General features: G+C 60.6%; 22 protein-coding genes. 12 read left to right on the top strand and 10 right to left on the bottom strand.

Annotated features, from left to right (window positions below; genetic code table 11):
- The first annotated feature begins 22 nt into the window (after positions 1 to 22).
- Positions 23 to 1,783, top strand: coding sequence for a DUF885 domain-containing protein (locus tag AB4Z32_RS06800; protein ID WP_441935166.1), 1,761 nt, complete (start codon positions 23 to 25; stop codon positions 1,781 to 1,783).
- A 193-nt stretch (positions 1,784 to 1,976) separates the two neighbouring features.
- The gene (locus AB4Z32_RS06795; RefSeq protein WP_442121286.1) at positions 1,977 to 2,993 is read left to right on the top strand and encodes a zinc-dependent alcohol dehydrogenase family protein; all 1,017 of its coding nucleotides are present in this window, start codon (positions 1,977 to 1,979) and stop codon (positions 2,991 to 2,993) included.
- 33 nt (positions 2,994 to 3,026) lie between these two features.
- On the opposite strand, the gene AB4Z32_RS06790 is transcribed toward AB4Z32_RS06795, so the two are convergent.
- Positions 3,027 to 3,803: a glutaminyl-peptide cyclotransferase gene (locus tag AB4Z32_RS06790; protein ID WP_441935165.1), complete on the bottom strand. Its 777-nt coding sequence runs from the start codon at positions 3,801 to 3,803 to the stop codon at positions 3,027 to 3,029.
- 230 nt (positions 3,804 to 4,033) lie between these two features.
- On the opposite strand from AB4Z32_RS06790, the gene AB4Z32_RS06785 reads away from it, so the two are divergent.
- Both AB4Z32_RS06785 and AB4Z32_RS06780 read left to right on the top strand, forming a co-directional pair.
- The gene (locus AB4Z32_RS06785; RefSeq protein ID WP_441935164.1) at positions 4,034 to 4,459 is read left to right on the top strand and encodes a DUF7684 family protein; all 426 of its coding nucleotides are present in this window, start codon (positions 4,034 to 4,036) and stop codon (positions 4,457 to 4,459) included.
- Between the two features lie 239 nt (positions 4,460 to 4,698).
- On the top strand, positions 4,699 to 5,715 hold the full coding sequence (locus AB4Z32_RS06780) for an XdhC family protein (RefSeq protein ID WP_441935163.1): 1,017 nt from the start codon (positions 4,699 to 4,701) through the stop codon (positions 5,713 to 5,715).
- Between the two features lies 1 nt (position 5,716).
- Here AB4Z32_RS06780 and AB4Z32_RS06775 read toward each other — a convergent pair whose 3' ends face one another.
- A complete protein-coding gene (locus tag AB4Z32_RS06775) occupies positions 5,717 to 6,298 on the bottom strand; it encodes a LysE/ArgO family amino acid transporter (RefSeq protein WP_441935162.1) in 582 nt (193 codons plus the stop codon).
- A gap of 138 nt (positions 6,299 to 6,436) precedes the next feature.
- Here AB4Z32_RS06775 and AB4Z32_RS06770 point away from each other — a divergent pair, with 138 nt between their 5' ends.
- On the top strand, positions 6,437 to 7,327 hold the full coding sequence (locus AB4Z32_RS06770; RefSeq protein ID WP_441935161.1) for a LysR family transcriptional regulator ArgP: 891 nt from the start codon (positions 6,437 to 6,439) through the stop codon (positions 7,325 to 7,327).
- On the opposite strand, the gene AB4Z32_RS06765 is transcribed toward AB4Z32_RS06770, so the two are convergent.
- Positions 7,255 to 7,722 (bottom strand): hypothetical protein, encoded by a 468-nt coding sequence (locus AB4Z32_RS06765; protein ID WP_441935160.1) that lies wholly within the window; start codon positions 7,720 to 7,722, stop codon positions 7,255 to 7,257. The genes AB4Z32_RS06770 and AB4Z32_RS06765 overlap by 73 nt on opposite strands.
- 76 nt (positions 7,723 to 7,798) lie before the next feature.
- On the opposite strand from AB4Z32_RS06765, the gene AB4Z32_RS06760 reads away from it, so the two are divergent.
- On the top strand, positions 7,799 to 8,158 hold the full coding sequence (locus tag AB4Z32_RS06760; protein WP_441935159.1) for a MerR family transcriptional regulator: 360 nt from the start codon (positions 7,799 to 7,801) through the stop codon (positions 8,156 to 8,158).
- Between the two features lie 96 nt (positions 8,159 to 8,254).
- Positions 8,255 to 8,893: a beta/gamma crystallin-related protein gene (locus AB4Z32_RS06755; RefSeq protein WP_441935158.1), complete on the top strand. Its 639-nt coding sequence runs from the start codon at positions 8,255 to 8,257 to the stop codon at positions 8,891 to 8,893.
- Positions 8,894 to 8,913: 20 nt separating this feature from the next.
- Here AB4Z32_RS06755 and AB4Z32_RS06750 read toward each other — a convergent pair whose 3' ends face one another.
- Positions 8,914 to 9,357 (bottom strand): hypothetical protein, encoded by a 444-nt coding sequence (locus tag AB4Z32_RS06750; RefSeq protein WP_441935157.1) that lies wholly within the window; start codon positions 9,355 to 9,357, stop codon positions 8,914 to 8,916.
- 211 nt (positions 9,358 to 9,568) lie between these two features.
- Between AB4Z32_RS06750 and AB4Z32_RS06745 the strand changes: the two genes are divergently transcribed.
- Genes AB4Z32_RS06745 through AB4Z32_RS06730 form a run of 4 tightly spaced genes read left to right on the top strand, consistent with a single transcriptional unit; the run spans position 9,569 to position 16,846 of the window.
- On the top strand, positions 9,569 to 12,274 hold the full coding sequence (locus tag AB4Z32_RS06745; protein WP_441935156.1) for a type VI secretion system Vgr family protein: 2,706 nt from the start codon (positions 9,569 to 9,571) through the stop codon (positions 12,272 to 12,274).
- 7 nt (positions 12,275 to 12,281) lie between these two features.
- Positions 12,282 to 13,226: a DUF4123 domain-containing protein gene (locus AB4Z32_RS06740; protein ID WP_441935155.1), complete on the top strand. Its 945-nt coding sequence runs from the start codon at positions 12,282 to 12,284 to the stop codon at positions 13,224 to 13,226.
- 18 nt (positions 13,227 to 13,244) lie between these two features.
- Complete coding sequence (locus AB4Z32_RS06735) at positions 13,245 to 16,109, top strand: T6SS effector BTH_I2691 family protein (RefSeq protein WP_441935154.1); 2,865 nt, start codon at positions 13,245 to 13,247, stop codon at positions 16,107 to 16,109.
- Positions 16,109 to 16,846, top strand: a complete 738-nt coding sequence (locus AB4Z32_RS06730; RefSeq protein WP_441935153.1) for a putative type VI secretion system effector — start codon at positions 16,109 to 16,111, stop codon at positions 16,844 to 16,846. The genes AB4Z32_RS06735 and AB4Z32_RS06730 overlap by 1 nt, the downstream gene beginning before the upstream one ends.
- A 57-nt stretch (positions 16,847 to 16,903) precedes the next feature.
- Here AB4Z32_RS06730 and AB4Z32_RS06725 read toward each other — a convergent pair whose 3' ends face one another.
- The gene (locus tag AB4Z32_RS06725; protein ID WP_441935152.1) at positions 16,904 to 18,319 is read right to left on the bottom strand and encodes a hypothetical protein; all 1,416 of its coding nucleotides are present in this window, start codon (positions 18,317 to 18,319) and stop codon (positions 16,904 to 16,906) included.
- An 8-nt stretch (positions 18,320 to 18,327) separates the two neighbouring features.
- Positions 18,328 to 18,591 carry a PAAR domain-containing protein gene (locus tag AB4Z32_RS06720; RefSeq protein ID WP_441935151.1) on the bottom strand — a complete coding sequence of 88 codons (264 nt, stop codon included), beginning with the start codon at positions 18,589 to 18,591 and terminating at the stop codon, positions 18,328 to 18,330.
- Between the two features lie 177 nt (positions 18,592 to 18,768).
- Here AB4Z32_RS06720 and AB4Z32_RS06715 point away from each other — a divergent pair, with 177 nt between their 5' ends.
- The gene (locus tag AB4Z32_RS06715; protein WP_441935150.1) at positions 18,769 to 19,104 is read left to right on the top strand and encodes a hypothetical protein; all 336 of its coding nucleotides are present in this window, start codon (positions 18,769 to 18,771) and stop codon (positions 19,102 to 19,104) included.
- Positions 19,105 to 19,216: 112 nt separating this feature from the next.
- On the opposite strand, the gene AB4Z32_RS06710 is transcribed toward AB4Z32_RS06715, so the two are convergent.
- The 4 genes from AB4Z32_RS06710 to tssK are packed head-to-tail and all read right to left on the bottom strand — an operon-like array spanning position 19,217 to position 24,496.
- Complete coding sequence (locus tag AB4Z32_RS06710) at positions 19,217 to 20,164, bottom strand: hypothetical protein (RefSeq protein WP_441935149.1); 948 nt, start codon at positions 20,162 to 20,164, stop codon at positions 19,217 to 19,219.
- A 47-nt stretch (positions 20,165 to 20,211) separates the two neighbouring features.
- On the bottom strand, positions 20,212 to 20,604 hold the full coding sequence (locus tag AB4Z32_RS06705) for a hypothetical protein (protein WP_441935148.1): 393 nt from the start codon (positions 20,602 to 20,604) through the stop codon (positions 20,212 to 20,214).
- Positions 20,605 to 20,661: 57 nt separating this feature from the next.
- On the bottom strand, positions 20,662 to 23,148 hold the full coding sequence (locus AB4Z32_RS06700) for a type VI secretion system Vgr family protein (RefSeq protein WP_441935147.1): 2,487 nt from the start codon (positions 23,146 to 23,148) through the stop codon (positions 20,662 to 20,664).
- A gap of 1 nt (position 23,149) precedes the next feature.
- Positions 23,150 to 24,496, bottom strand: a complete 1,347-nt coding sequence (gene tssK, locus AB4Z32_RS06695; RefSeq protein WP_441935146.1) for a type VI secretion system baseplate subunit TssK — start codon at positions 24,494 to 24,496, stop codon at positions 23,150 to 23,152.
- Positions 24,497 to 24,564 lie beyond the last annotated feature (68 nt).

Raw genomic sequence — 24,564 nt, 5'->3', positions numbered from 1 at the left:
ATCTCTTTTCCAAAGGATGGTCATGTCCCGCTTCAAGCTCGGTCTTGCCCTGGTTCTCGCATCCGGCAGCGCATTCGCTGCTCCTCCCGCCTGGGTCGCACGCAGCGACGCCTACGCCCAGCCGGTCCTGAAGGATACCGGCAAATACCACCCCGAAGACTCCACCTCGCTGGGCGACGAAAGCTTCGACACCATGGTCGCCGACTACAAGCCGCGCGACTACGAGCGCGAGCTGGCCGACACCGAAAAACGCCTGCTCGAACTGCGCCGCCAGCGCGCGGGCGAGAAGGGTCCGAAGGTGGGGCAAGACCTCGACATCCTGATCGACTCGCGCGAAAAGCAGATCGCCTCCATGAAGCTGGAACGCCAGTACCTGCTGGACTACACCAATGTGGGCGAACTGGTGTACGGCGGCCTGCGCGCCCTGCTCGACCCCCGCAACAAGCCGGAGCGCCAGAAGCGGGCCCTGGTGCGCCTGAAGCGCTACGCCGGCAAGGAGAACGGCACCACGCCGATCGCCACCCTGGTGCGCGCACGCACCGAGGAGCGCCTGGCGAACAAGTCCCTGATCGGGCCGTATGTCGGCGAAGTCGAGGATGGGCTGAACAACAACGCCACCTACCTGGACGGCATCGAAGACCTCTTCAGGAAGGCCAAACTCAGCGGCTGGGAAGCCGACTTCGCGGCGCTGCGCCAGCAGGTGAACGACTACGACGCCTTCGTGAAGAGCCGCATCCTGCCGCGCGCGCGCAAGGACGTGCGGCTGCCGGAAGCGGTCTACGTGAATCGCCTGCGCAACGTCGGCGTCGACATCGCGCCGGAGCAGATGATCGAGCGCGCCAGCTTCGACTTCCAGGAGGTACGCGACCAGATGCAGGTGGTGGCCAACACCATCGCCTCCCAGCGAGGCCTGCAGTCCAGCGACTACCGCGACGTGATGCGCGAGCTGAAGAAGACCTCGATCCCGCCGGACCAGCTGCTGTCCTTCTACCGCGAGCGCCTGAAGGACATCGAGGGCATCATCCGCCAGCACGGGCTGGTGACCCTGCCCACGCGCGACGCGAATATCCGCACCGCGACCCCGGCCGAAGCGGCGCGCACGCCAGCGCCCTTCATGAACCCGCCGCGCATGATCGGCAATACCGGGGAGTACGGCGAGTTCGTGATCCCGCTGTCGAACCCGAATGCGAAGTCGAAGGAAAAGATGAACGACTTCGACTTCGCCGCGATGTCCTGGACCCTGGCCGCGCACGAGGCCCGTCCCGGCCACGAGCTGCAGTTCGCGTCGATGGTGGAGCAGGGCATGTCGGTGGCGCGCGCCCGTTTCGCCTTCAACAGCACCAACGTCGAAGGCTGGGGCCTGTATTCGGAAGCGCTGGTGCTGCCCTATATGCCGCCGGAAGGCCAGCTGGTGTCCCTGCATGCGCGCCTGCTGCGCATGGCGCGTGCGATGCTCGACCCGCAGATCAACCTGGGCCGCATGACGCCGGCACAGGCCAAGGATTTCCTGATGAAGGAAGTGGTGCTGTCGGAGCCCTTCGCGCAGTCGGAAGTGGACCGCTATTCCTTCCGCAGCCCCGGCCAGGCCACCGCCTACTACTACGGCTACGTGAAGCTGCGCGCGCTGAAGACCCTGGCCGAGATCGAACTGGGCGAGCGTTTCAATTTAAAAGCCTTCAACGACTTCATCATCGCCCAGGGCATCCTGCCGCCGAAGCTGATGCGCGAAGCGGTGCTGCGCGATTTCATTCCGGCGCAGAAAGCGATGGTGGCGGCCAACTGATCGTCACCTGAGCGGCCAGGCGAGCGGTGCGCCGGCGGCCCCGGGCTTTGGGTATTCAGACACGGGCTCGTCCTGCCGCAGGACGGGCCTTTTTTTCGTGCGCCGTCCAACTGATCATTGAGTCCACAATGATGTCCCCGGCCGTGCGGGCGCCGATGTCCGCTGCCGCAACATCGATGGATGGAGAGCAATGATGCGGGCTTACCAGATTCTTCCCGGCGATGGCATCGACGGGCTGCAGTGCGTAGATTTTCCCGAGCGTGAACTGGGCATGGGCGAAGTGCGCGTGCGCGTGCATGCGGTGTCGCTGAACTACCGCGACCTGATGGTCGCGAGCGGTAACTACCTGGTCACCGTCGACGACCCGATCATTCCCTGCTCGGACGGCGCCGGCGAAGTGCTGGCGGTGGGGGCGGGCGTGAGCCGGGTGCAGGTCGGCGACCGCGTGGCCGCATCCTTCTTCCCTTACTGGCAGGACGGTCCGACCGGGCCGGACAAGATCCGCCACGCGCTGGGCGGCGACATCGACGGCATGCTGGCCGAAGAGGTCGTGCTGTCCGAAGACGCGCTGGTGAAGATCCCGCCGGGGATGAGCTTCGTCGACGCCTCGACCATGCCCTGCGCCGGCGTGACCGCCTGGAATGCGATCTTCGTGTCCAGCAACGAGGTCCGTCCCGGCGACACCGTGTTGCTGCTGGGGACCGGCGGCGTCTCGGTGCTCGGCCTGCAGCTGGCGAGGGCGGCCGGCCTGCGCACCATCATCACCTCGTCCAGCGACGAGAAGCTGCAGCGCGCCCGCGAACTGGGCGCGCACCACACCGTCAACTACCGCACCTTCCCGGAATGGCAGGAAGAGGTGCTGCGCCTGACCCACGGCGCCGGCGCCCACGTGGTGCTGGAAGTGGGCGGGCAGGGCACCGTGAACCGCTCGGTATCCTCATGCGCGATGGGCGGTACCGTCGCCATCATCGGCGGCGTCAGCGGCTTCGGCGGCGAAGTCAATCCGGCCACCCTGCTGGCCAGCGCCAAGCGCATGGTCGGCATCTTCGTGGGCAGCCGGGCCATGCTGGAACAGGTCATGCGCTTTGCCGACACCAGCGGCCTGCAGCCGGTGGTCGACCGCGTGTTCACCTTCGACCAGGCGCGGGAGGCCTACCGCCACATGGAATCGGGCTCGCACTTCGGCAAGGTGGTGATCGCGGTAAGGTAGGGTGGGCGCTGCGCGCCCGCGCGTGAAGCCGGCTCAGCGCCGGATCTGGACCAGCTCGATCTCGAACAGCTTCGGCCACAGCTTGCCCGTTACATAGAGCTTGTGGTGCTTGTCGTCGTATGCGATGCCGTTCAGGACCGCATCCACATTGCCCGTGCCGCGCTGGGCCGGCGGCAGCAGGCCGGTGAGGTCGATCCAGCCGACCACGTTGCCGCTGGCGGGGTCGATGCGCGCGATCACGTCCGTGCCCCAGACGTTCGCGTACAACTCACCGTCCACCATCTCGAGTTCGTTGAGCTGGACGATCGGCTTGCCCTCGGCCGTCACACGGATGCGGCGCCGCTCTTCGAGCGTCTTCGGATCGAGGATGCGGATCTCGGCGCTGCCGTCGCTCATGTAGACGTTTTTCGCATCGCTGGCCAGGCCCCAGCCTTCGCCCTTGTAGTTGAAGCGGCCCTTCAAGGTGAAGGTTTTCGCATCGAAGATGAAGCCGACATTCGACTGCCAGGTCAGGTTGACGATGGTGTTGCCGACCGGAGTCGAGCCTTCGCCGAAGTATTCGTCGGCCAGCTCCTTCTTCTGCAGCACTTTGCCGGTCTTGAGATCGACCCGGCGCAGCGAGGACTGGCCCTTCTGGCCGGTACTCTCGAACAGCTGGCCATCCTTGATGAACAGGCCCTGGGTAAACGCCTGTGGGTCGTGCGGGTAGGTGTTCTTGACCACGAAGCCATAGACGGGAATGGCGGCCTGGGCGAAGTTCGTGCCCGCAAGGAGGGCGGCGGCAAGCGCGAAGGATGCGGATTTCTTCAAGGTGGAGACTCCTGGATCGGTGACGGCAAAGAACCTGTCCCGGTGGGCGGGGGGACGCGCATGGCGATGCATGGCAAGCGCGGGCAAGGCGCGAGGAGGCCGCATGGCGAGCCATGCAACGACGAGCAACGCCGCCCGCGCTTGTCAGGCGCGCCAGGAGCGACTCCCGCCTACCCGGACAGGTTCATAGTATGCCAGCAACGCGCTGCCGATGTTAAGCTTGCGCCATCATGCAAAAGAAGATCCTCACTTACCTGCAGCTGCCGCCCGGCGGCGAAGCACCCGCCCTCGACCACCTGTCTCCCTTCCTCGCCATCGTGCTGGCCGAGGAAGAGGTCACGGAACTCTGGCAGGCGGAGATCAGCCGCTGGCTGGTGGCGTCAGGCTGCCGTTACCTGCTGGCCTGGGGCAAGGATTGCGAAGCCTGGCACGACATGGTCGAGGATGCGGCGCTGGAAGCCTTCGACTACGAGGACGTCCCCGAGGAGCACAAGGTGATCGCGACCTGGCACGAGGACGAGGACCGCGAAGAAGTGTTCTGGTTTGCCAAGCACCGCGCGGCCCACCCCAGCCACAGTTTCAAGGCCACCGTGATCCTCGATATCTCGGCGCGCAACCGGAGGGACGAGATCGAGGCGGAGTACACGGACGCCTAAGTACTTGGCCAGAAATAAATGTGAATTTTGGCAAACAGAACCGGATGCGGTGCAAGGCGGCGAGTGCGCCGCAGTGCGAGCACTGCAAGCAGGAGCCAACGCAGCAACGCGCCGGTTCTGGCAGCCAAAAACATATTTATTTATGGGTAAGTACTTAGGCCCAGCCGTCCGGAGCGTGTTTTCGTTTTGCGTTAGCATGCGGTCTGCAATCGCTTCAACACGCTGGAAAAGGAAACGGAATGGACAGTATCGACCTCGAAGTGCTGCACGCCTGCGCGCAATGGATCCGTGACGGCGTCCCGTGCGAGTACGTGACCGTGGTGCGCACCTGGGGTTCGAGCCCGCGGCCGGAAGGCGCGACCATGGCGATCCGCGCCGACGGCCTGGTGGTCGGTTCCGTCTCCGGCGGCTGCATCGAGGACGACCTGATCGCGGCGGTGCGCGAGCATGGCATCACGCGGACCAGGCCGGAAGTGGTCACCTACGGCATCTCGGCCGACGAAGCCCACCGTTTCGGCCTGCCCTGCGGCGGCACGATCCAGCTGGTGGTCGAGCCGCTCGGCCCGCACAGCCGCATGGATGAACTGCTGGCCCTGGCCCAGCGCCGCGTGCTGAGCCGCCGCACCCTGGACCTGGAATCCGGTGCGGTCGAGCTGTCGTCGGCATCGCCCGAAGACCAGCTGCGCATGGCGGACGGCAGCCTGGTGAGCGTGCACGGGCCGCGCCTGCGCATGCTGATCATCGGCGCCGGCCAGCTGTCGCAGTTCCTGGCCCAGATCGCGATCGGACTCGAATACCAGGTGACGGTGTGCGACCCGCGCGAGGAATACCGCGGCAGCTGGAGCCTGCCGGGCGTGGAGGTCGTGCATGCGATGCCGGACGACCTTGTGCTCGAGATGAAGCTGGACAGCCGCAGCGCCGTGATCGCGCTGACCCACGATCCCAAGCTGGACGACCTGGCCCTGATGGAAGCGCTCAAGACCGACGCCTTCTACGTGGGCGCGATCGGCTCGCGCGTGAACAATGCGCGGCGCCGCGAACGCCTGCGCGAATTCGACCTGAGCGAAGAACAGATCGCCAAGCTGCACGGCCCGATCGGCCTGTATATCGGCAGCAAGACGCCCTACGAGATCGCGGTGTCGATCCTGGCCGAGCTGACCGCGGTGAAGAACGGGGTCGCGCTGCCGGCCCAGATGTCGGTGGAAGGCGGCAAGGAATTGGCAGGGAAGCTGCCTCCCGATCCGCTGGCCGCCTGAATCAAGCTTCTCTCAGCAGCAGCACGGCCAGCACCAGCATGGTGGTGCCCGTGAAGGCTTCGATGGCGCGCCACACCGCCGGCCGTCCCAGCACCAAGGCGCAGCGGCGCGCGCCCAGGCCGAGCAGGGAAAACCACAGCAGCGAAGCCGTCATCGCCCCCGCCGCGAAGGCGCCGCGGTGCCCGGCCGCCAGGCTGCCGCCGACCGCGCCCAGCAACACCACGGTATCCAGGTAGACGTGGGGATTCAGCAGCGACATCGCCATTACCGTCACCAGGGCGCGGCGGGCGGTGGACGCCTGCTGTCCCGCGGCCGCCGGTCCGGCTCCGGCGCCGCGCCAGGCGCTCGCCCAGCAGCGCAGGCCGTACCACAACAGGAACAGGGCGCCGCCATGGCGCGCCGCCGCCAGCAGCCATTCCGAGGACTCCACCAGCTGCCCGAGCCCCGCCATGCCGAGCCCGATCAGGGTGACGTCGACCAGGATGCAGGCCGCCACCGTCAGCCCCACGTGCCGGCCGCTGACGCCGGTGCGGATCACGTGCGCGTTCTGGGCGCCGATCGGCATGATCAGGCTCGCGCCCATGCCCAATCCCTGTAGAAATACCTGCTGCGAAAACATATTGTTCGATCCCCGGTGCGTAAATATCGAGAGGATCGTCGTCCCGTGGTGAATCTTCAATTACATTAACGAAATCTAAGCTATCGTAAATTTCGCTAATCCATGAAGATCGATCCGCGCCGCAGCGAAGCCTTCCTGGCCGCCGTCGACAGCGGCAGCCTGGAAGCGGCCGCCCACCAGCTGAGCATCACGCCCTCGGCGGTGTCGCAGCGCATCTCGGCGCTCGAGCACGACCTCGGGACACCGCTGCTGATCCGCACCCGTCCCTGCCGCCCGACCGCGCCCGGCATGCGCCTGCTGCAGTTCCTGCGCCGGCGCGCCCTGCTGGAAGCCGAGTTCCTGGCCGAGGTCGAGAACGACGAGCTGCCGGTGCGGGTGCCGCTGGCGGTCAACAACGACACCCTGGCGACCTGGCTGCTGCCCGTACTGGCGCCGGTGCTGGCCGCGGAACAGCTGCTGGTCGAATTCGTGCTGGACGACCAGTGGCACACGTTTACGCTGCTGGAGCAGGGCCGCGCCCTGGCCTGCATCTCCGGCGAACCGGAGCCGATGCGCGGCTGCACCGTGACGCCGCTGGGCATCATGCGCTACCGCCTGGTGGCATCGAAGGACTTCGCGCGGCGCTGGTTCCCCGGCGGTTTTACGCGCGAGGCCGCCAGGAAGGCGCCGGTAGTGGTGTTCGACCGCAAGGATTCCCTGCAGGCGGCCTTCCTGCTGCAGCACTTCGGCCTGCCGGAAGGGGCGTATCCCTTCCACTACGTGCCGGCCAGCGATCCCTTCGCCGACGCGATCCGGCTCGGCCTGGGCTATGGCCTGCTGCCGCTGGAACAGTGTGCGGAACTGCTGAAGACCGAGGTGCTGGTCGACCTGACGCCCGACCTGCACCTGGACGTGTCCCTGCACTGGCATGCCTGGCGGATTCAGCCGCCGAGGCTCGAACGCATGGGCGCGGCACTGGTCAAAGGAGCGCGCGCGGTGCTGTTGCCATCCTGAGCGGCCGCCTCGTCGACGGGCAGCCATTGCACCACACCCCAGATAAATTCGGGCACTACGAACAGCCACAGCAGCGGCGCGCCGGTGTGGACAAGTGCCCAAGTCATCCACATCGAAAACAGGAAGCGGCCGACGCCGTCGTAGCGCCCGTACAGCGCCGCCGTCGCATGCAGGCGCAGCACGCTCCAGACCAGCACCACGCTGCCCATCATGCAGGCTAACAGGATGTGGAAGGGAGAAAAGGCCGGCAGCGCGGCGCCGCCCAGCCACTGGTTCACGGCGGACAGGTGCTCGTGCGCCAGGGCGAAGGTCCAGGGCGTGGCGAAGCAGGCGGTGAGCAGCAGATCGTACCAGGCGCTGGCGCGGACGATCTTCAGGTAGGTTTTCAGGTTCATGATATCTCCTTGGGTTGGTTCCAGAGATCATCAACCGTGGAGTACACTCCAGGGTCAAGCCCTTATGTGAACGCCCATGAAAATCGGAGAACTGGCATCCGCCACCGGCCTGAGCCGGGATACCCTGCGCTTCTATGAAAAGCGCGGCCTGCTGCAGCCCCGGCGCCGCGACAACGGCTACCGGGATTACCCGCCCGAGGCCGTGCAATGGCTATGCTACCTGCGCAGCGCCCAGCAGCTCGGCTTTACCCTGGCCGAGATCGAAGCCGGGATGCCGCTGCTGGCGACGCCCGAGAACTCCGCACAGGAGCTGCAAGAGGCGCTACGCCGCAAGCTGGCCGACATCGACGCCCGCATCGCCGGCCTGACCATGCTGCGCGCCGAGCTGGCGCGCGAACTGGACGAGCCGGGCGCCGCCTGTCCGCTGCAGCCGTAGAAATTTGTTACAAAGCCATGTCCTCGTGCTACTCTCCTGCCGCGTTGAATACGCAGGCGCCGGCATGGGCGCACAGAACGCATCGATGGAGATCACATGAAACGCCTGTTAGCTGCCGCCGCCGTGCTGGCCACCTTTGCCCACGCCGCCTTTGCCGGCGAGATCACGCTGTTCACCGATAGTAACTTCCGCGGCCCCAGCGTCACCATCAACCGCGACGCCTACAACCTGGCCGACATCGGCTTCAACGACCGCGCCTCGAGCATCATCGTGCGTTCGGGCGTATGGCAAGTCTGCGAGGACAGGGATTTCGGCGGCTACTGCGCCGAGTTCGGCCCCGGCGAATACCGCGAACTGCCGCGCTTCAACGACAGCATTTCCTCGCTGCGGGAAGTCTCGCGCGGCGGCCGCGGCTACGACCGTGACGACCGCCGCGGCGGCCCGGGCTGGCGCGGGGACCGCGACGACCGCGGCGGCCCGCGTGGCGGCGACGCCGTCCAGCTGTTCTCCGGCCAGCGCTTCGAAGGCCCGGCCGTCAGCCTGTCCGGCGATGTCCGCTCGCTGAACGACGTCGGCTTCAACGACCGCGCCGGCTCCATCATCATCTACGAAGGCCGCTGGGAATTCTGCGAACACGGCGATTTCCGCGGCCAGTGCGTGGTGTACGGCCCCGGCCGCTATCCCTTCCTGGAAGGGATGAACAACCGCATTTCGTCGATGCGCCGCGTGCGCTGAGCTCTCTGAGCGTTACGCGCTCAGGAAAAGACGCCGCTGCGCGGAGCGGCTTCGCCTTCAAGCAGCGCGCGCAGGGTAAAGCGCAAGGGGTAAATGCCGCCGGGAGGCTTGCCGAGCTCGCTGGCGGTGCTGGTCTTGTACCTGAGCGGCGTTTTCGCGCCGTGCGCGGCATACACGTAGGCGCCGTCGGCAAGCAGGCCGGCGCCATCGAACGCGATCTCCTCATCGGTCGACAGGGCAACGACGCCGACGAAAGGCGTGCCGTCGGCGGCCACGAAATCGGCCGCAACCGATAGCGAAGAGGCGTCGCGCGGAATCGTGGCGCGATCGAGCGGCCGGACCCAGGTTTCGTCCTGCGCGTCGTCCGCCTCCTCATCCATGGCAAATTCCCAGATCGCGAAGGCTTCCAGATCCTCGGACGTGAGGGCATCGATCGGTTTTCGGGTCTGCAGTGTGGTGTCCATCGATGATCACTCCTGATGAATGGATGGTGGATGACGACGCGCTCCAGTCCGGCGGCTGGGTGCGGGCATCGGAGCAGTGTAGAGCGTAAATGACAAGGTTGCAATAGGGCAACTATGGATGATCTGGCCTGAATCAAAGCGTCTTGCGAGCAGTCAATAGAGTCCAAGTAAATCCAGCTTCAAATGCTTCCGTTGCCGCCCGGGAGCATTCATGCCTGCACAATTTCCTGCTTTCTTTTCCGACACCAGCCGCCTGCTGCGCCTGCACACGCGCCTCGGTCCCGACCGGCTGCTGGCCGAATCCATTCGCGGCGAGGAAGCCATCGGCGAAGGGTATGCATTCACGATCACGGCCCTGTCGCTGGATGCCGGGATTTCGCTGCGCGCCCTGATCGGCCACCCGGCCCTGCTCGAGCTGCTGACCGTCGACGCCGGCAGGCCGCGCGCCTTCCACGGCTACCTGACGGTGGCGGAACTGAACGGCGCCAATGGCGGCATGGCCCGCTATACGCTGAGCCTGCAGCCGTGGAGCACCTTCCTGGCGCATACCCGCGACAGCCGCATCTTCCAGGACATGAGCGTGCCCGACATCGTCGACACGGTTCTCAAGGCCTGGCAGGGACGTGGCCGGCTGGCTCCCGACTGGCGTTTCGATCTCGCCGATCCCGGCAGCTATCCGAAGCGCAGCCTGACCACGCAGTACCAGGAAAGCGACCTCGCGTTCATCGAGCGCCTGATGAGCGCGGAGGGCCTGTTTTATTACTTCGAGCATGAAGGCGATCCAGGCAGCCCGCGACTGGGCAGTCATCGGATGGTGATCGCCGACCACAATGGCGCCTTCCTCGCCAACCTCCAGTCGGCCGTGCGCTACACCCAGCCGGGCGCGGTGATGAAGGAGGACAGCATGGACCGCTGGCGCTGCGAAGTGCGGCAGCAGACGAATGCGATCGAACTCGCCAGCTGGGATTACCGCAGTCTCGATCGCCGTCCGGTCTTCTCATCCTCGATGCGCGCAAGGGAAGAGGAACTGGCGCTGCGCGACATGCCGGGACAGTACGCCTATCCGAACCGCAGCCACGGCCAGCGCCTGGCCGACCGCCGGCTGCAGGCCCTGGAAGCGCGCTGCGAGGTGTTCATCGGCGCCGGCACGGTACGCACCCTCGCGCCGGGAACGACATTCACGCTGTCGGGCCACGCCGTGCACGATACGGACGACGAGGACAAGCGCCGCTTCCTCGTCACCCGCGCGCGCCACCTGATGCATAACAACCTGAGCGCCGAGATAAAGGCGGAAATCGCCGGTCGTGTTGGCGAGCCGCCGGCCTCGGATGGTCGGGCATACCTCGCCCGGCCCGGCGAACGTCCGCTGTACCGCAATCGCATCGACGCCATTCGCAGCAGCATTCCCTACCGCGCCCATTCTTCACCGCATGCGCGGCCCACCATCCGCGGCCAGCAGACCGCCATCGTGGTCGGCCCGCCCGGCGCGGTCATCCACACCGACCGCGATCACCGGATCAAGCTGCAGTTCCACTGGCAGCGCGGCGCGGACGGCCACAATCGCCTGGACCATCCCCATCCCGACGGACATACGGGAGCGCCCGGCGACGACAGCGCCGGCACCTGGGTACGCGTCGCCACGCCGCTGGCGCCGATCGCCGGTGCGAACTGGGGCAGCCACGCGTTGCCGCGCGTCGGGCAGGAGGTACTGGTCGACTTCCTGGAAGGCGACATCGACCGCCCCGTGGTGATCGGCGCGCTCTACAACGGCGCCGGCGCCCGGGACGCCCAGCACAACACCCGCAATCACGGCGCCGGTCCGGCGACCGGCAATGCGCCGCCCTGGTTCCCGGGCGAGGCCGGCGCACACGCGCATCCGGCCGTGCTGTCCGGCCTGAAAAGCCAGGCCATGCAGGCCAGCCAGCTGGGAACGAAAGCCTATAGCCAGCTGGTGTTCGACGACAGCCCCGGCCAGGCCCGCGTATCGCTGCAGCGGCATGCGAACGCCCACCAGGGCACCGCGGAGCTGAACCTTGGCCATCTGCGGCACCAGACGGACAACCAGCGCATCAAGACGGCCGGCCTTGGCGCGGAACTGAAGACCGCGCACGGGCTGGCCTTGCGTGCCGGGAAGGGGATGCTGCTGTCGGCGGACCGCCTGGCGGGTGGCGCGCAGATGGACGCGCGCGGAGCGTGCGGACAGATCGATGCGAGCCGGGAGTTGCAGGAGAGTCTGGCGGGAATGGCGGGTAGGCACAATGCGGCGGTAGGCGATTCACGGGATCTGCCGGCCATTACGCAGATAAAGGCTGCCGGGGAAACCATCGGTATTGATGATCACAGTGCTGTCGCGTATTCCGTGCCGCAATTGCAATTGACAAGCCCAGCAGGGATTGTGGCAATGACACCTGCCGATGTTGTGCTGGTAGCAGGTAACACCACCAGTATCAGTGCCGGGCAGGACATCAATTCGGTTACACGAAAGAGTACTTATTGGGCGACGGCGGCCGGGATCAGCCTTTTCACTTATGGCAAAGCAAGCAATAGCAATAAACCGGCTCAGGAGACAGGGATCAGGTTGCATGCGGCGAGTGGAAAAGTAAGCAGTCAAAGCACGTCGGATGAGATCCGTATGACGGCTGACAAAACGGTGACTTTCATGAGCGTCAAGAAGTCCATATCGATTTCAGGCAAGACTCATCTCTTGATGACTGCACAGGGAGCATGTCTGAAGCTGGAAGGCGGCGACATCCTGCTGCATAGCCCAGGAAAGGTGGAATTCAAGGCGAGCATGAAAGAGCTGGCGGGCCCCAAAGGCGCCAGCTCGACTTACACATTCGCGACCTCTTCCTTCAAGGGCTGTGAGCAGGCGACACGCGACGCAAGTGCACGGCAAGCAGGTACCCAAACTCTATGAGCAAGCAATGGACCAATACTTTGACCAAAGTGTTAGCAGCACTTTGCCGCAAACTCTCGAGTATCTCCGCAACCTGTTCCAAGAGATCGCGCAAGGAAAGTGCCAGCTCTGGGTTAACCCTGCCAACAACGATCCTTTCGCGACGGTGCCTTTAGTCGAGAAATCCCGTGTTCGCGTTCCGATTAGACATCCGCGATTTGACATGCGGCTTGCGCCTTATCTGGTAACGCTGGATCTGTCTCAAAGTTCGGAAAACGATATTTTTGAAGAGAGCGTAGAGATAGCGTGGCACGCATGGACTAAGGAGAGCCTTTCGGCATTTTGCGGGCAGCCAATCTCAGGGTGGGTAGCAACGCTGGCCCTGCCAAAAGCACTGGCTGCACACTGGGCACAACGCTGTTATCTACATCGCTACCAGCACTTCGGCAAACTTCTCCGTTTTCATGACCCCGGAGTGCGTGAGTGGTTGTGGTCAACACTTACGAGTCAACAGCGAGACGCCCTTCTTGGCCCTGCGGACAGCATTATCGCTATCGGACGAGGACATGTAATACAACGTCAAACCAGACCCTCAGGTCCGTCGTCAGCCACGACATTTCCCGATCTCGTGCTCGATGGCGAGCAATGGTCTCAAGTAGAGAGTTATGCGACGTTACACGCGGCGTGGCTCGCTTGGTGGAACGACTCAGACAGCTCAAAGACTTATACCCCCGGTTGGGAACGAAGCGTGTTCAAAGCGTTAAGCCATGCGATTCGGTATGGGATTCTGGATGCACAAAACCGTGAGCTTTTTGCGTTGCATGCAATGAAATTCGGAAGCGACTTTCACAGCCATCAAAGAATGCAACCGATATGGGAAAAGACGCTTGCGGGCACTTTCTACGGCCCGGCACTCGAAGAAAGATTCGCTTGTCCTGTCGAGCAATTCACACCGAATCCTTACAACCGCTGACTGTTCATACAAACTGACATGGTCTATACCAATAAAGAAAACTTGGACTGCATCAACTGTAACAAGAGTGGTCTGGCAGTCCTACCGGTCCGTTATAGCGTAATACCAAATAACGTGGACGCAGCCTTGCCGCCTACGTTAGGAAACAAGGTTACCGAAGTAAGACTCAAACACCACAAATACGCGCTCCGAACCTTGCGCCAAGGATTCCTGTACTTATTCTATGAAAAGCACGCGCATGGAACGCACATCAGATGGGAAATTTATAGCGTTTCGACGGCCGGAACCCTTTGGAAGCAGATATCGCCTGGCGCAATCGAAGCCGTCACTCAGGAACGTTGTTCACGGAAAGAGCATAGTCTTCCTGCATCAATAATTGCCATTGATTCTCCAGAGCGGTGTGGACGAGTATGGATGGCATTTTCCGAGCATGCCTGGAGTAGCGAAACGTTCAAAGCTTTGGAACAAGACGGACATCTTCGCGACCGGCGTATGCAAACCTTTGCTCCCGCTGTCTGGATCAAGGCGCGGGGCTACCGTCATGGGATCGAAGCCACTGAAGCCGCGTTAAACAACATTATTGAATACAAGAGCGGCTTTCCGCTGTCTACGCTGGGTCGCAACAACGTTTCAGAGATCAGCAAGCCTGATGGGTCGTATGACAAGAACGGACTAAGAAGCTGCGCAACACGATATCCGATAACGGTCCGCCGAGACGATAAACGCAAGCTGGTCGAACTGATGACGCAGGTTGGCGAAGTAACCCACGGCCCAGCCCATGCGCCGATCGTCATCGCCCTATGGGATAGCGTAGGGATAACGCATGAACTGAACGGCTATCGCAATGATGCTACCGGATGGATTGAAAAATATGGAATAGAACGTGAGCTGGAGATAGGAGCATTAAGCGCGATTGAAGGCGCAAAGTTGGCGCTTAAGCAGCGAGAAACAAACAACGCAATCTCGGGAATAGAGGCTGGCGTATTCAAATGGGATGCTGAATTCACGCGGCGAAGACTTACGAATTATGAAGCTGCTTACCCAGGTGATGTAGCCGGCCGCGCCAGACAGGAAGATCTTTGTAAGCGCTGGGAACGTGATGCTGCAACAAGAATACCTTCAAGTATTGCAAGACGCCGCGAAAACTACGTTCGCCTTTCCGATCCGGAGTGGAAGGATGGAATGGTAGAAGTCGACAAAGTCGCCAACCAGGCGATCGCCCGAAACACAACGACCGGGAAGAGCGCAGTGGAGACGCGTGATGAACTTATTCAGGCACGAACACGTACCGCTGAGATAGAGGCAACAGAAGCGTGGTCGAAATACGAGGCCAAACTGGATACCGTTGCCCTTAAGACGTTCCGGAAGAACTATGCGAACTTTATCTCGGCTGCGGCAGCTCTAGCTGATGAGCGCACGGAAGATGTTGTCGCATGGATGAAGTCATCTTACCTACAGGACGCTCTCCTCGAGTTTCATCCTTTGAACGTTTCTGACGGCGTAGCTTTTGAGAACGCTGTGGGTGACATCATGCTTGGAATCAGCTCTAGTCCTGCAGGCCTAACCATCATCAAGGAGTGGATCAATGAAGCGAAAGCTAGTGATGGTAATTTGCTATGGCGCGCTTTTGCACTCAACCAAATAGACGGAATAAGTGCAGTTAACACTATATTAGATGAGGTAATAGCATCAAAAGAAGTTTCCTATACCGACACTGCTCTTGACGCAGTCCGAGACAGCACCAAACATCTAGCCAAGCTCGCTGACCTTTCAAAGAAGGCGCTTTCACTTCATAACACATTAAGGAAGGCTGAGGTCTACCGCGTGCCGACTGGCGGAATCGAAAAAATTCTAATGAGTGTTGGAAATCTTTTATTTCAACCTTTCTTAAAAAAACGTGCTGATTGGTTGTCCGAAAAATTGATTTTAGGCCTCTTGCTGGCTCGATCTGGCGCACAATATACAAACATTATGTCCTTATTGGCCTCTGAAGCTAAATTCGGAAGGGCCGGACGGGCCGAAACAATGTTCGCATTGCGGTTAGTACATGACGTTGCCAGTCAGAGGTCGAGCAGTGAGTTTTTAAAACTTAAACAATCGTGGGAAAAATTAGCCAAAGATGCGGATACAACTAAGGTTAACGAAAATCCACGACTAGCCGGCGGATTCAATGAAGCTAAAGAATTACGGTTCGGCATGATCGCAACGATCGTGCAGATGGTCTATGTCACCAAACTTTATCTTGATGCGGAAGCCGATCCTCAAAATAAGAAACTCCAAGGTGAGCTTTGGGCTGCTGGAATTTCCCTGAGTGCCGGGCTGGCAGATCTTGGCGCAACTGCAATTAAAGGCCTACATAACTTGAAAGATGCAGCTCCGGGATTTCAAGCATTAAAATTAGCCGGGGGTATATTAAGCGCTGGGTCCGCTTGGATAGTCGCACACCAGGATTATGAGAACGCCAGAAAAAATGGCGAAAATGGAGACACATTAATTTCATTCTTATGTTACACGAAGGTGATTTTCAGTGGAGCCGGTGGCGCTTCCTCGGTAATTACTGCCGTTTCGTACACCAAGCCGGCATTTGAAATGCTTGCCGCCAAGCTTCCAAATACCGTTATTGGTCGTAGTTCAGCAATAATCCCACGGATTGGATCGCGAGTCGCATCCAGATTATTGTTAGGTAGAGCCTTAATAATGCTTGGCGGAATATGGTTTAGCGTTGCGACTGTAGCTATTCAGTTTTTAATTTGGAAATTTAGTGACGATAAACTTCAGGAATGGTGTGAGCACTGCGCATTCGGAATCAATCGCAAGAAAAAATTATTAAGCCCAAAAAATCAAAAGACAGATTTCGAAAACGCATTGATGGAGGTAATATAATGAACTATCTTCTCCTCTCCGGCACTGTGAAAGATTTGAACATCACCAAAGGATTTGATGACCTTTCATTCCCTAGCCAAGGAAAGAAATTTGCAGGCTTAGCATCAATCGCTGCAGCTGCGACGGGCAATATTACAAGCTCCACCATACTTGCAAATTCTAGTAATGGAGCAGATGTATCGATGGAGTTCTTTACTTGTCGTGTTGATAAATTAACATTATCCGGTCGTTTCTACAAAGTTGATTTCAAAGACGGAGACAACATAGAATTTGTCGTAGTTAAAAAAGACGAGGTAAATGAAGTCTACTGCGCTCGAAATCCGACTCAACGCTTAGTTTGGTGCATTCCTTACCGAATACGGGGCCATATTGCACAAAAAAAGCATGATATTTTTTCCAGCTTAACAATATCAGCATTTTCTTCATTGGCTTTTGCACTATTCTCATATTATCAAGAATCTCGTCCCTTGGCCGATTGCTGGAGAACTGTTCTTGGATTTTCTTTCCTTTCTTTTTTTATTATATTAATCGTTAATTTTCTTTCACGATGGCCATTCTACAAATTCTCATACGAAGCAACGAGCATTTTCAAAACTTTATGCTTCAAAGATCCTTCTATGGTGGATCTTCCAAAAAACCACGATTCAGCTGAAAAAGAATTTTATGAGCAAATTGGCGAACATCGTCCATGGCAGGTAGAGCCATGGAAATATCGATATAAGGCAAATTCTTGCTAGTCAATATTTCAAAAAGGCTCACAACATACCGGCATCGATAAGGTTAATGCTCCATTTTTAATCCAATAAATCAACTTGTCGAATCAAGACTGACAGACGACGATACGGATCTTCATTACCGACACAAAGCACCGGCGCACCACGCTCAAGCGCGAAATGGCGCCCCAACGCCAGCGCAGCAAAAAATGAAACCGCACCACATCTCCCACTGGCGACGCCAACACGGACCATGTCATCCGTTTCGTCCAGCCGGGATAACCCGGCCGCCTTCAGCGCCAATAATTCGAGTACGCGGCTCGAGCGCTGCCCGGTATCGGCAATCACCATTGTCACATCGGAAGCATCGATCCCACTGCGTTTGAAGGCACGTTCCGACAATTCCCCCAGCAAGCTGGAGTCGACACGCTTGGTCTCGTCGGCCGACGAATCCAGGTGCGCTTCCTCGATTCCATCCAGTACCGCAATCGTCGAGGATTCGGCCAGGCTGAGCTGATCCGTCATCAGAAACCCGACCGCGCCTTCGCCTGGAATATGTCCATGAGGCTGCGATGACGTGAACAGGGAACCATTCGCCGCCCAGCGCGCCACCGACTCGTCGCCAATATGCGAAGCGAACGCCACGACCATGGCGATCAATGGCGCATTCTCCGCACCAGCGCTGTGAGCCAGCCGATTGATTACCGCTGATGGGGAAACATCCCCCGCAAGCGCAGGGACTTCCGTCGTCACGATGACATGGTCGCCTGGCCAGCCGTAGCGTGCCACGGTCTGCTTGAGCCATATGCCGGCCGCGCGGCCTTGTGCGACATCCCATTCAGCCGGCAATAACGGTATCAATTGCAGCCTTGCCTGCGTATCCACCTGGTACAGGATTGGTCCCGCAGCCTGTGCGGCCAGTTCGGCAACCACGGCGCTTGCCAGCGTCAACGCACGCCATTGCTCGTCATTGAACTGCAGCCCGCTCATGCCATTCAGGGCCAGCCATTCCCCGATTTCGTCCCGCAGCGCTTCGTCCACGGCGTGATTGCAGCGCGCTGCCATGATGGGAAAGCCATCCTCATCGACCAATTCTTTATCGAGATCGGCGCGCGCCTTGTTACCGGCGATGGCCGAGGCCAATTCTTCGGGCGATGCGCCATGCGGCAGCCGCAGCGAGGCCGCCAATATGGCCAGCGGACGGGTTTGCGACGGCGCGGTCGCTGCCTTTGCTGGCGTGGAAACGGTGGTAGCGGTTGGCGCGGCGGTCGGTCGGGCAATCAGCTTTCGGCCAATGAAGCCCATCAGGACCAGGCAAGCTGGCAATCCGAGCAGGTAAAACAGCAATTCGCCCGTTGCCGGGTTGGCTTTGGTCGTGCGCCAGTAAACGATCGCGCTTCCCCAGCAGGCGACAACGACAAAGGTGGCCAGAAAAAGGGATTTGAGCCAGGAAAGCAGTACGCGCTCACCGGCTGGCAAGGCAGGATGTGTGGACATCGTCGCGCTCAGATCTTGTCGGAGGTGGTTTGCTGACCTGCGATCAGGACAGCGCCGCAAGAAGTCTTGTCGCCGTCGCGCGCGGCCGGCTTGCCGTCGACGATCAAGGTCGTGTCTCCGCTGGCGATCGTGACCGTGCCGTGTTTGGAACAACTGACCTTGTCACCCATGCGTGCGATGCCGACGCCATCGATATCGCTGTATGGCGACGCTTCGATGACGCTGCCGCCGTGGGAGATTTTGTCACCGAGTCTGATCAATGGTCCTGCCATATGAATCTCCTCTCGAAATACGGTTGCTCAAAAACAAAAATACTCTTCAACACCTCACATTAATAGTGACCTGAAGCAATCGCGATGAGCTTACGCAAGCATTACCTCCTGGAGTGCTTTATCTTGGGCAACGCTTGGTCGTCGTTGAATACATTGCTCACCCTGCATGGAGGTTATATGAAACATTCGAAATTATTTATTCTTCTTACCCTGTTCGGTTCGCTGGCCGGCTGCGGAAAACCAATTCCAAAAGAAAAATCCTTATATATCGGTGAGTGGCAAGAAAAAGCGATGTATCTACTGATTACGCAAGATGGTTCCGTCAAGTACAAGCGTTTAAAGGACGGTGGCACGACCTCAGTTGACGGTCCACTCAAGGGGTTCGATGGAGACAATTTCGAAGTAGGGCTTGGACCAATCACAACGACCTTTGTGGTGAGTAAGCCGCCTTACAAGGATGGCAATGGGTGGAAAATGGTCGTCGATGGTCTGGAACTGACGAAAACGGATTAGTTCTTGGTAACTTTCGCAAAAATCGCGATCTGCGCTATGGCGTAACATATTAGTAAGCGCAGATTTCGCCCGCCACGGCAACGACGCCGCTGTTTTACTGGCGTTAACTTGATTAACGTCTCGTTGCCATATCGTTGCTCCATATTCGGTACCAAGTTTCCGGCATCACATCACCTTTTTTAAATAGCTTTCTGGAGTCAAGACGCGCAGGAGTAAAATAGAATCCAGCTTCAGGACATGACTGTCCGGCCGCGACACGTACAAGTTGGGCGGAATTGATGGCTTCGGATTTCTGAGTTTCGTATGAATCCTGTGCGCGCTCTACCAGATACCAAGTGCAATCCTTTTTTTCAAGACAGGGCTCTTCGCCATATTTTCTTAAGTCTTTCGGATCCAAAAGGTCACGAAAACCAGCAATCACATAGGCTTGAGGAGATTGTGTATGGTTAGCGCTCAAAAACTGAGCGCAACTATTCGGCAAATCGGGAACATAGATACCGTTTTGAGGCGTCTTGGCTCCAGTTTGCACCGAAATTTTTTGATTGACACGGTACGCCGGCCATTGGCCTGGAAGGTCTAAGGGCTCTGTTAAGTCTAAATAATTCGATAACTCCAAGGGCCTCCAGTACGCGCCTTCCGTAGCCGTGATATACCCTGCTCGCTTTGCTGCTTCCGTTAAAAGTCTATCGTAAAGCTCACGCTCTTCAACCGACATCCAGTCAGTTGAATAGTCCCGTCTCTGTCCTATGGCGTCATTAACTGGACCATGAGCATAACGAAGACCATCGGCATCGCCATGACTTAGCATAATGAATCCTGTGCACAGGCCCTTCAACGTATCACGAACATTCGGCAATATACGATGGTCCCAGACGATATCTGGCTGTTCCGAAAACGGCATTGATCGATATTTTGAAGGGAGATTCGATAAATATAATTGCAAGCATGATTCAACATGTCTTACCATTTTTCCCCATGTACCGCGTAATTCCGCAAAATATTCCAAAGAGCTATAACGCTCCAGCAAATGTATTTCTTGCGGATTGATCTGGATGGCCATGTTCCCTCTCTATATCGCCCAATTATTCTTTTGCACAAGCACACCAATCAAGCCATTTGCTGCTCCCAATCGTCATATCCCGATCCCGTCTTCTGCCTGGGAGAAATATGTAATTTTTCCAGGTGAGACGGATCGACGACGAGTTGAATAGCACCGCCCTCGAGGACATAGTTTGTATTTTTCATTGTTTGAGATGCTGTTATTCCTTCCCAAACATTCAATCTAGGACCCGGTAGGACAGTGTAAGTGATGAATTCACCATTGCTGTTCCAGTTCGCCCAAACAGCAAAACGGCGACGCCAATCGTCTTTTGATTTCAGTTTTCTGAACTCTGTTTCAGTCATCCAACAGATGCGGTTGTCTTTCGACGTAGGATCTACGATCCGATAAATAGTAGTACCTGGAGCTTCGAACTTGATTTTGTAACCGACGCCCGACATCGCTTCACCATCCACACCACGATAGTTGAGCGCAATGAAGTTATTGGTCGTGCCAGCTCAATCAGGTAACTGCGGCAACTCTGCAGCCTTGTTTGCCCCGCCCTCAAACAAATGCTGCCCACCCTTCACACTGAACTTCCCTGGGCAGGCAAACGTAATATCCCCACCCGCCAGCGTCACCGTCGCCGGCCCCGCCTGCAGCACGATCTTGTCCCTGGCCTTGATCTCGATGCCGTCGTTGACGGAAATGACCGTCACCGCCCCTTCCGCCAGGATCTCCAGCTGGTCCGTATGCGCCTGCAGCGACACCGGCCCGTTGCCGGCGATGGCCTGGATGCCGCCGCCGTGCGTGAACAGGCCTGCGGCCTGGCCGGCCACCGAGGACACCGTATGCGCCGCCGTCATGTGCAGGTCCGATTGCGTGGTCCAGTGCAGCTGCTGTCCGGCGTAGATGACTGTGGAGGCAGGCGTCGCCCAGTTGATGCCGGCGGCCGCATCCATCAGCACGATCGCCGCACCGAACTTTTCCACCGGCTGCTCCGCATCCAGCTCGCGCATGCCCGCTTGTGCTTTCAAGGCCGGCTGTCCGCCTACCGCGCCGGCATACCTGCCCTTCGCCTGCGGATCGATCTGCTCGATGAAGTCCGCCTGCGCCTGCGCCGCCTCCTTGCTGAACAAGGCCTGCTGCTGGGAGGCCGCGCCGGCCATCGCATCGTTCAGCGAACGCGCGCCCTTGAACAGCGAGAGCGCCTCCGCCGCATCCATCTGGGTCGACGCGCCCTCGGCACGCGCACTGGTCGACAGCAGCACGCCTTCGCCGCCGCGCAGCACGGCCCAGGCATCGGTGCGCAGTTCGAAGCCGCTGCCGCGAAAGCGTCCGCGCTGGGCCGAGCCGGGCGGCTGGTCGACCAGGTAGCCGAGGTTCAGCTGGGTCGCCGCACTGCTGGTGGCCAGGCGCATGCGCAGCTGGCCCTGCGTGTCGTCGAGCTGCCACTGGTTCCAGCCGCCGCCGTCGAAGTTATGGGTGTGGATCCCGGACAGCACGCCCGCATGCTTGATGCCGGAATCGACGCCGGCCGCGAACGGCGGCGGGTCCGATCCGGTGTAGAGCTGGGCGACGATCACGGGGCGGTCGATGTCGCCTTCGATGAAGTCGACCAGCACTTCGGTGCCGATGCGCGGCGTGAACTGCGTGCCCCAGTTGGGCCCCGCCAGCGCTTCCGCCACGCGCACCCAGGTGCCCGAGCTGTCGTCGCCGGGGGCGCACCCTCCGGCGTCGCTGTTGTGGGCCAGGCCGCCGGGGTTCGGATTGCGCCCGCGCTGCCAGGGAAACTGGATCCTCACCTGGTGGTCGCGCGTGGTGGTCGCCACCGCATCGGGCAGGCCGACCACCAGCGCCGTCTGCGGTCCGGGTGCGGTGCACGGCTGCGGCGCGGTCACCGCATCCGGGATGATGGCGGCCACGTCGCGCACGCATGCGAAGGTATTGCGGTAGATGCCGTCGATACCGGCCGGCCGCAGGTTGTTGCGCGCCTGATGGCGTACCCACAGCACGACGAAGGCGTTCTCTCCCTCCGGATAGCGCTCGTGCTGGCTCAGGTTGAACGCGTACCCGGCCGCCAACCGGCGCACCGAGCCCGCGCCTTCGAAACGCTTGTTGTCCAGCTCCAGCGCCTGCAGCATCAGCCGGCAGTGCCGGCCGGCTTCGTCGCTGCTGGCTGCGATGCGCTCGCCGCCGCCGTCATAGATCGCCATCCCGGGCAGCTCGCTGGCATCCAGGTGGGACTGCTGCTCCGCGCCCGGCGCCATCAGCTGCGACGGAGCCCAGCTGCTGATGGCGACGCCGTTGGCCGCGACCTGGCGCCGCGCGCCGAAGACGTCGATGCTGTCGTCCTGCTCGGTGGCGCGCACGCCGTGGAAGCGGATGGTGTCGCCGCCCGGCGTGGCGGGCGACGGCGCATCGCCGTCGAAGATGAGCAGGCGATGTCCGTCCTGGTCGTGCTCGAAGCGCCAGCTCAGGCCTTCCGAGGCCAGTACCCGCATGAAGAAGGCGAGATCGCTCTCGCGGTACTGGGTGCAGACCGGGCGCGTGGACAGCGGCTGCGTCAGGTCGAAGTCGAAGCGCAGCTGTGGATAATCCATCAGCAGTTCGGTGACGATGTCGCGCGCGTTCTTGTCCTGGAAGATGTAGCTGTCGCGGCGCAGCGCCAGCAGGGACAGCGCCGGCTCCAGCCGCAGGCGGTAGCGCGCCATGCCGCCGTCCGCGCCCGTCCATGAAGCCTGGGTGCACAGGCCGTGCCAGGCGCGCCGGCTGCCGTCCGGCTGCAGGATCGCCACGCTGAGAGATTCGCCGATGAAGGGCGACAGTTCGAGATCGGCCGACACGCTCAGCGCATCGATGTCGAAGCAGAACAGTTCGTTGACGCCCTCACGGCCCGTGAAGCGCTCCACCACCAGCGATTCGGGCAGATCGCCATCCTGTGCGCTCGCAAGCGTGATGAGCCGCGCGTGCTGCCTCAGTCCTTCGCCGAAGACGCTACCCATCTCAGGCCGCCACCGCCAGCAGTTCGAGCTTGAGCTCCTTCATCCCCGACGGCACGTAGATCGACACCGACTGCGCCTGCAGCATGCGCTCGACCATCTGCCCTTTGGATTCGAGCACGAAGTAGCAGGTGTCGGGGCGCACCGGTACCGCTGCCGGCAGCTGGGGCGCGTACTGCAGGCGCACGCCGGGCAGGGCGGACAGCACGCATTTCTCGACGTCGTCGGGAGCGCCGACCTTGAAGCGCAGCGGCACCGTATCGACCAGCTCCAGCGCCGGGATGTCGGCCGAGACGGCGATATAGAAGGTGGTCTTGTCGTCGATCTTGCCCGAGTCGAGCATGCCGTGGTGGTAGCTGGGTCGCACCTCGCTGAGGACGATGGCGAAGTACTTCGACGAGATCACGGTATCGAGCAGCTCGCGCACGATCTGGTGGAGCTTCAGGAAGGCCGGGCCGGGATCCGCATGCTGGTAGGGCGGCAGGTCGGCCAAGGTCCAGCTCTTCGAGAAGGTCATCAGGGCGCCGGCGGTGGCGAGCAGCTGCTCGTACAGGCGCTCGGGATGCAGGTCCGGGTGGTGCAGATAGTGGGTCAGCGCCGCGCAGGCCGTGCTGGTCGTGTGCAGCAGCCAGAACGAGGACATGTCGCCGGAGCGGAACTCGATCACGTTGCGGCTCGGCTCGCGGTGGTGGCCGTACAGGGCGCTGACCTTGGCCTGCAGCGCGTCCAGCAGGCGGCGCAGCTGCAGGTGCAGGATCGGCGCGGCGCCGACCGACAGGCTGGGCGGCACGAAGCCCGGATCGAGTTCGAAGCCGCCGGCGGCGGCGCGGCGCAAGCGCAGCAGCGGGAAACAGGTATAGGCATCGCGCGGCTCGAACTCGGCCACCAGGCGCACCGTCTTCTTCAGGTAGGCCAGCTGGGCCGGGGAGGCCTGGGTGTAGAGGTCGGGCGTCTCCTGGTTCGCCTGCACGAAGCGGGCCGTGGTGCTGTCCTCGCCGGGCGGAACGAAGTTGCCGCTGAAGGGTTTCAGTCCCGGCAGGGCGGCGTAATAGGTCACGCTCTGCTGGTTGTGGCGGGACTGCAGCAGGTTCAGGTCGACCGTGGGCGGCAGCTCGTCGGGCCCCGGCGCGTCGACCAGTTCGCCGTCCTGGAAGCGCAGCGCCAGCGCCAGGATGCGCAGCACGTTGCTGCCGAGGGCATCGCGGTCGACTTCCAGCCGCTCCACGCCCCAGGCATAGGGATGAACGGCATCGATGCTCTTGTAGAGACGGTGTTCGTGGTATTGGTCCTGGCGCTGGAAGTGCTGCGGACGCAGCAGCAGGCCCTCGCCCCAAAGTACCTTGCTGTTCATGTCGCGTTCCCTCCTGTCGAGTCCACAACCATAGCTTTTTCGTGGCGCCCTTTTTACGGGAACCCGGT

This window comes from Massilia sp. 2TAF26, from assembly GCF_052115005.1.
Lineage (GTDB): Bacteria > Pseudomonadota > Gammaproteobacteria > Burkholderiales > Burkholderiaceae_D > Telluria.
The sequence above is the reverse complement of the archived record's forward strand: the minus strand, read 5'-3'. Positions and strand labels throughout refer to the sequence as shown.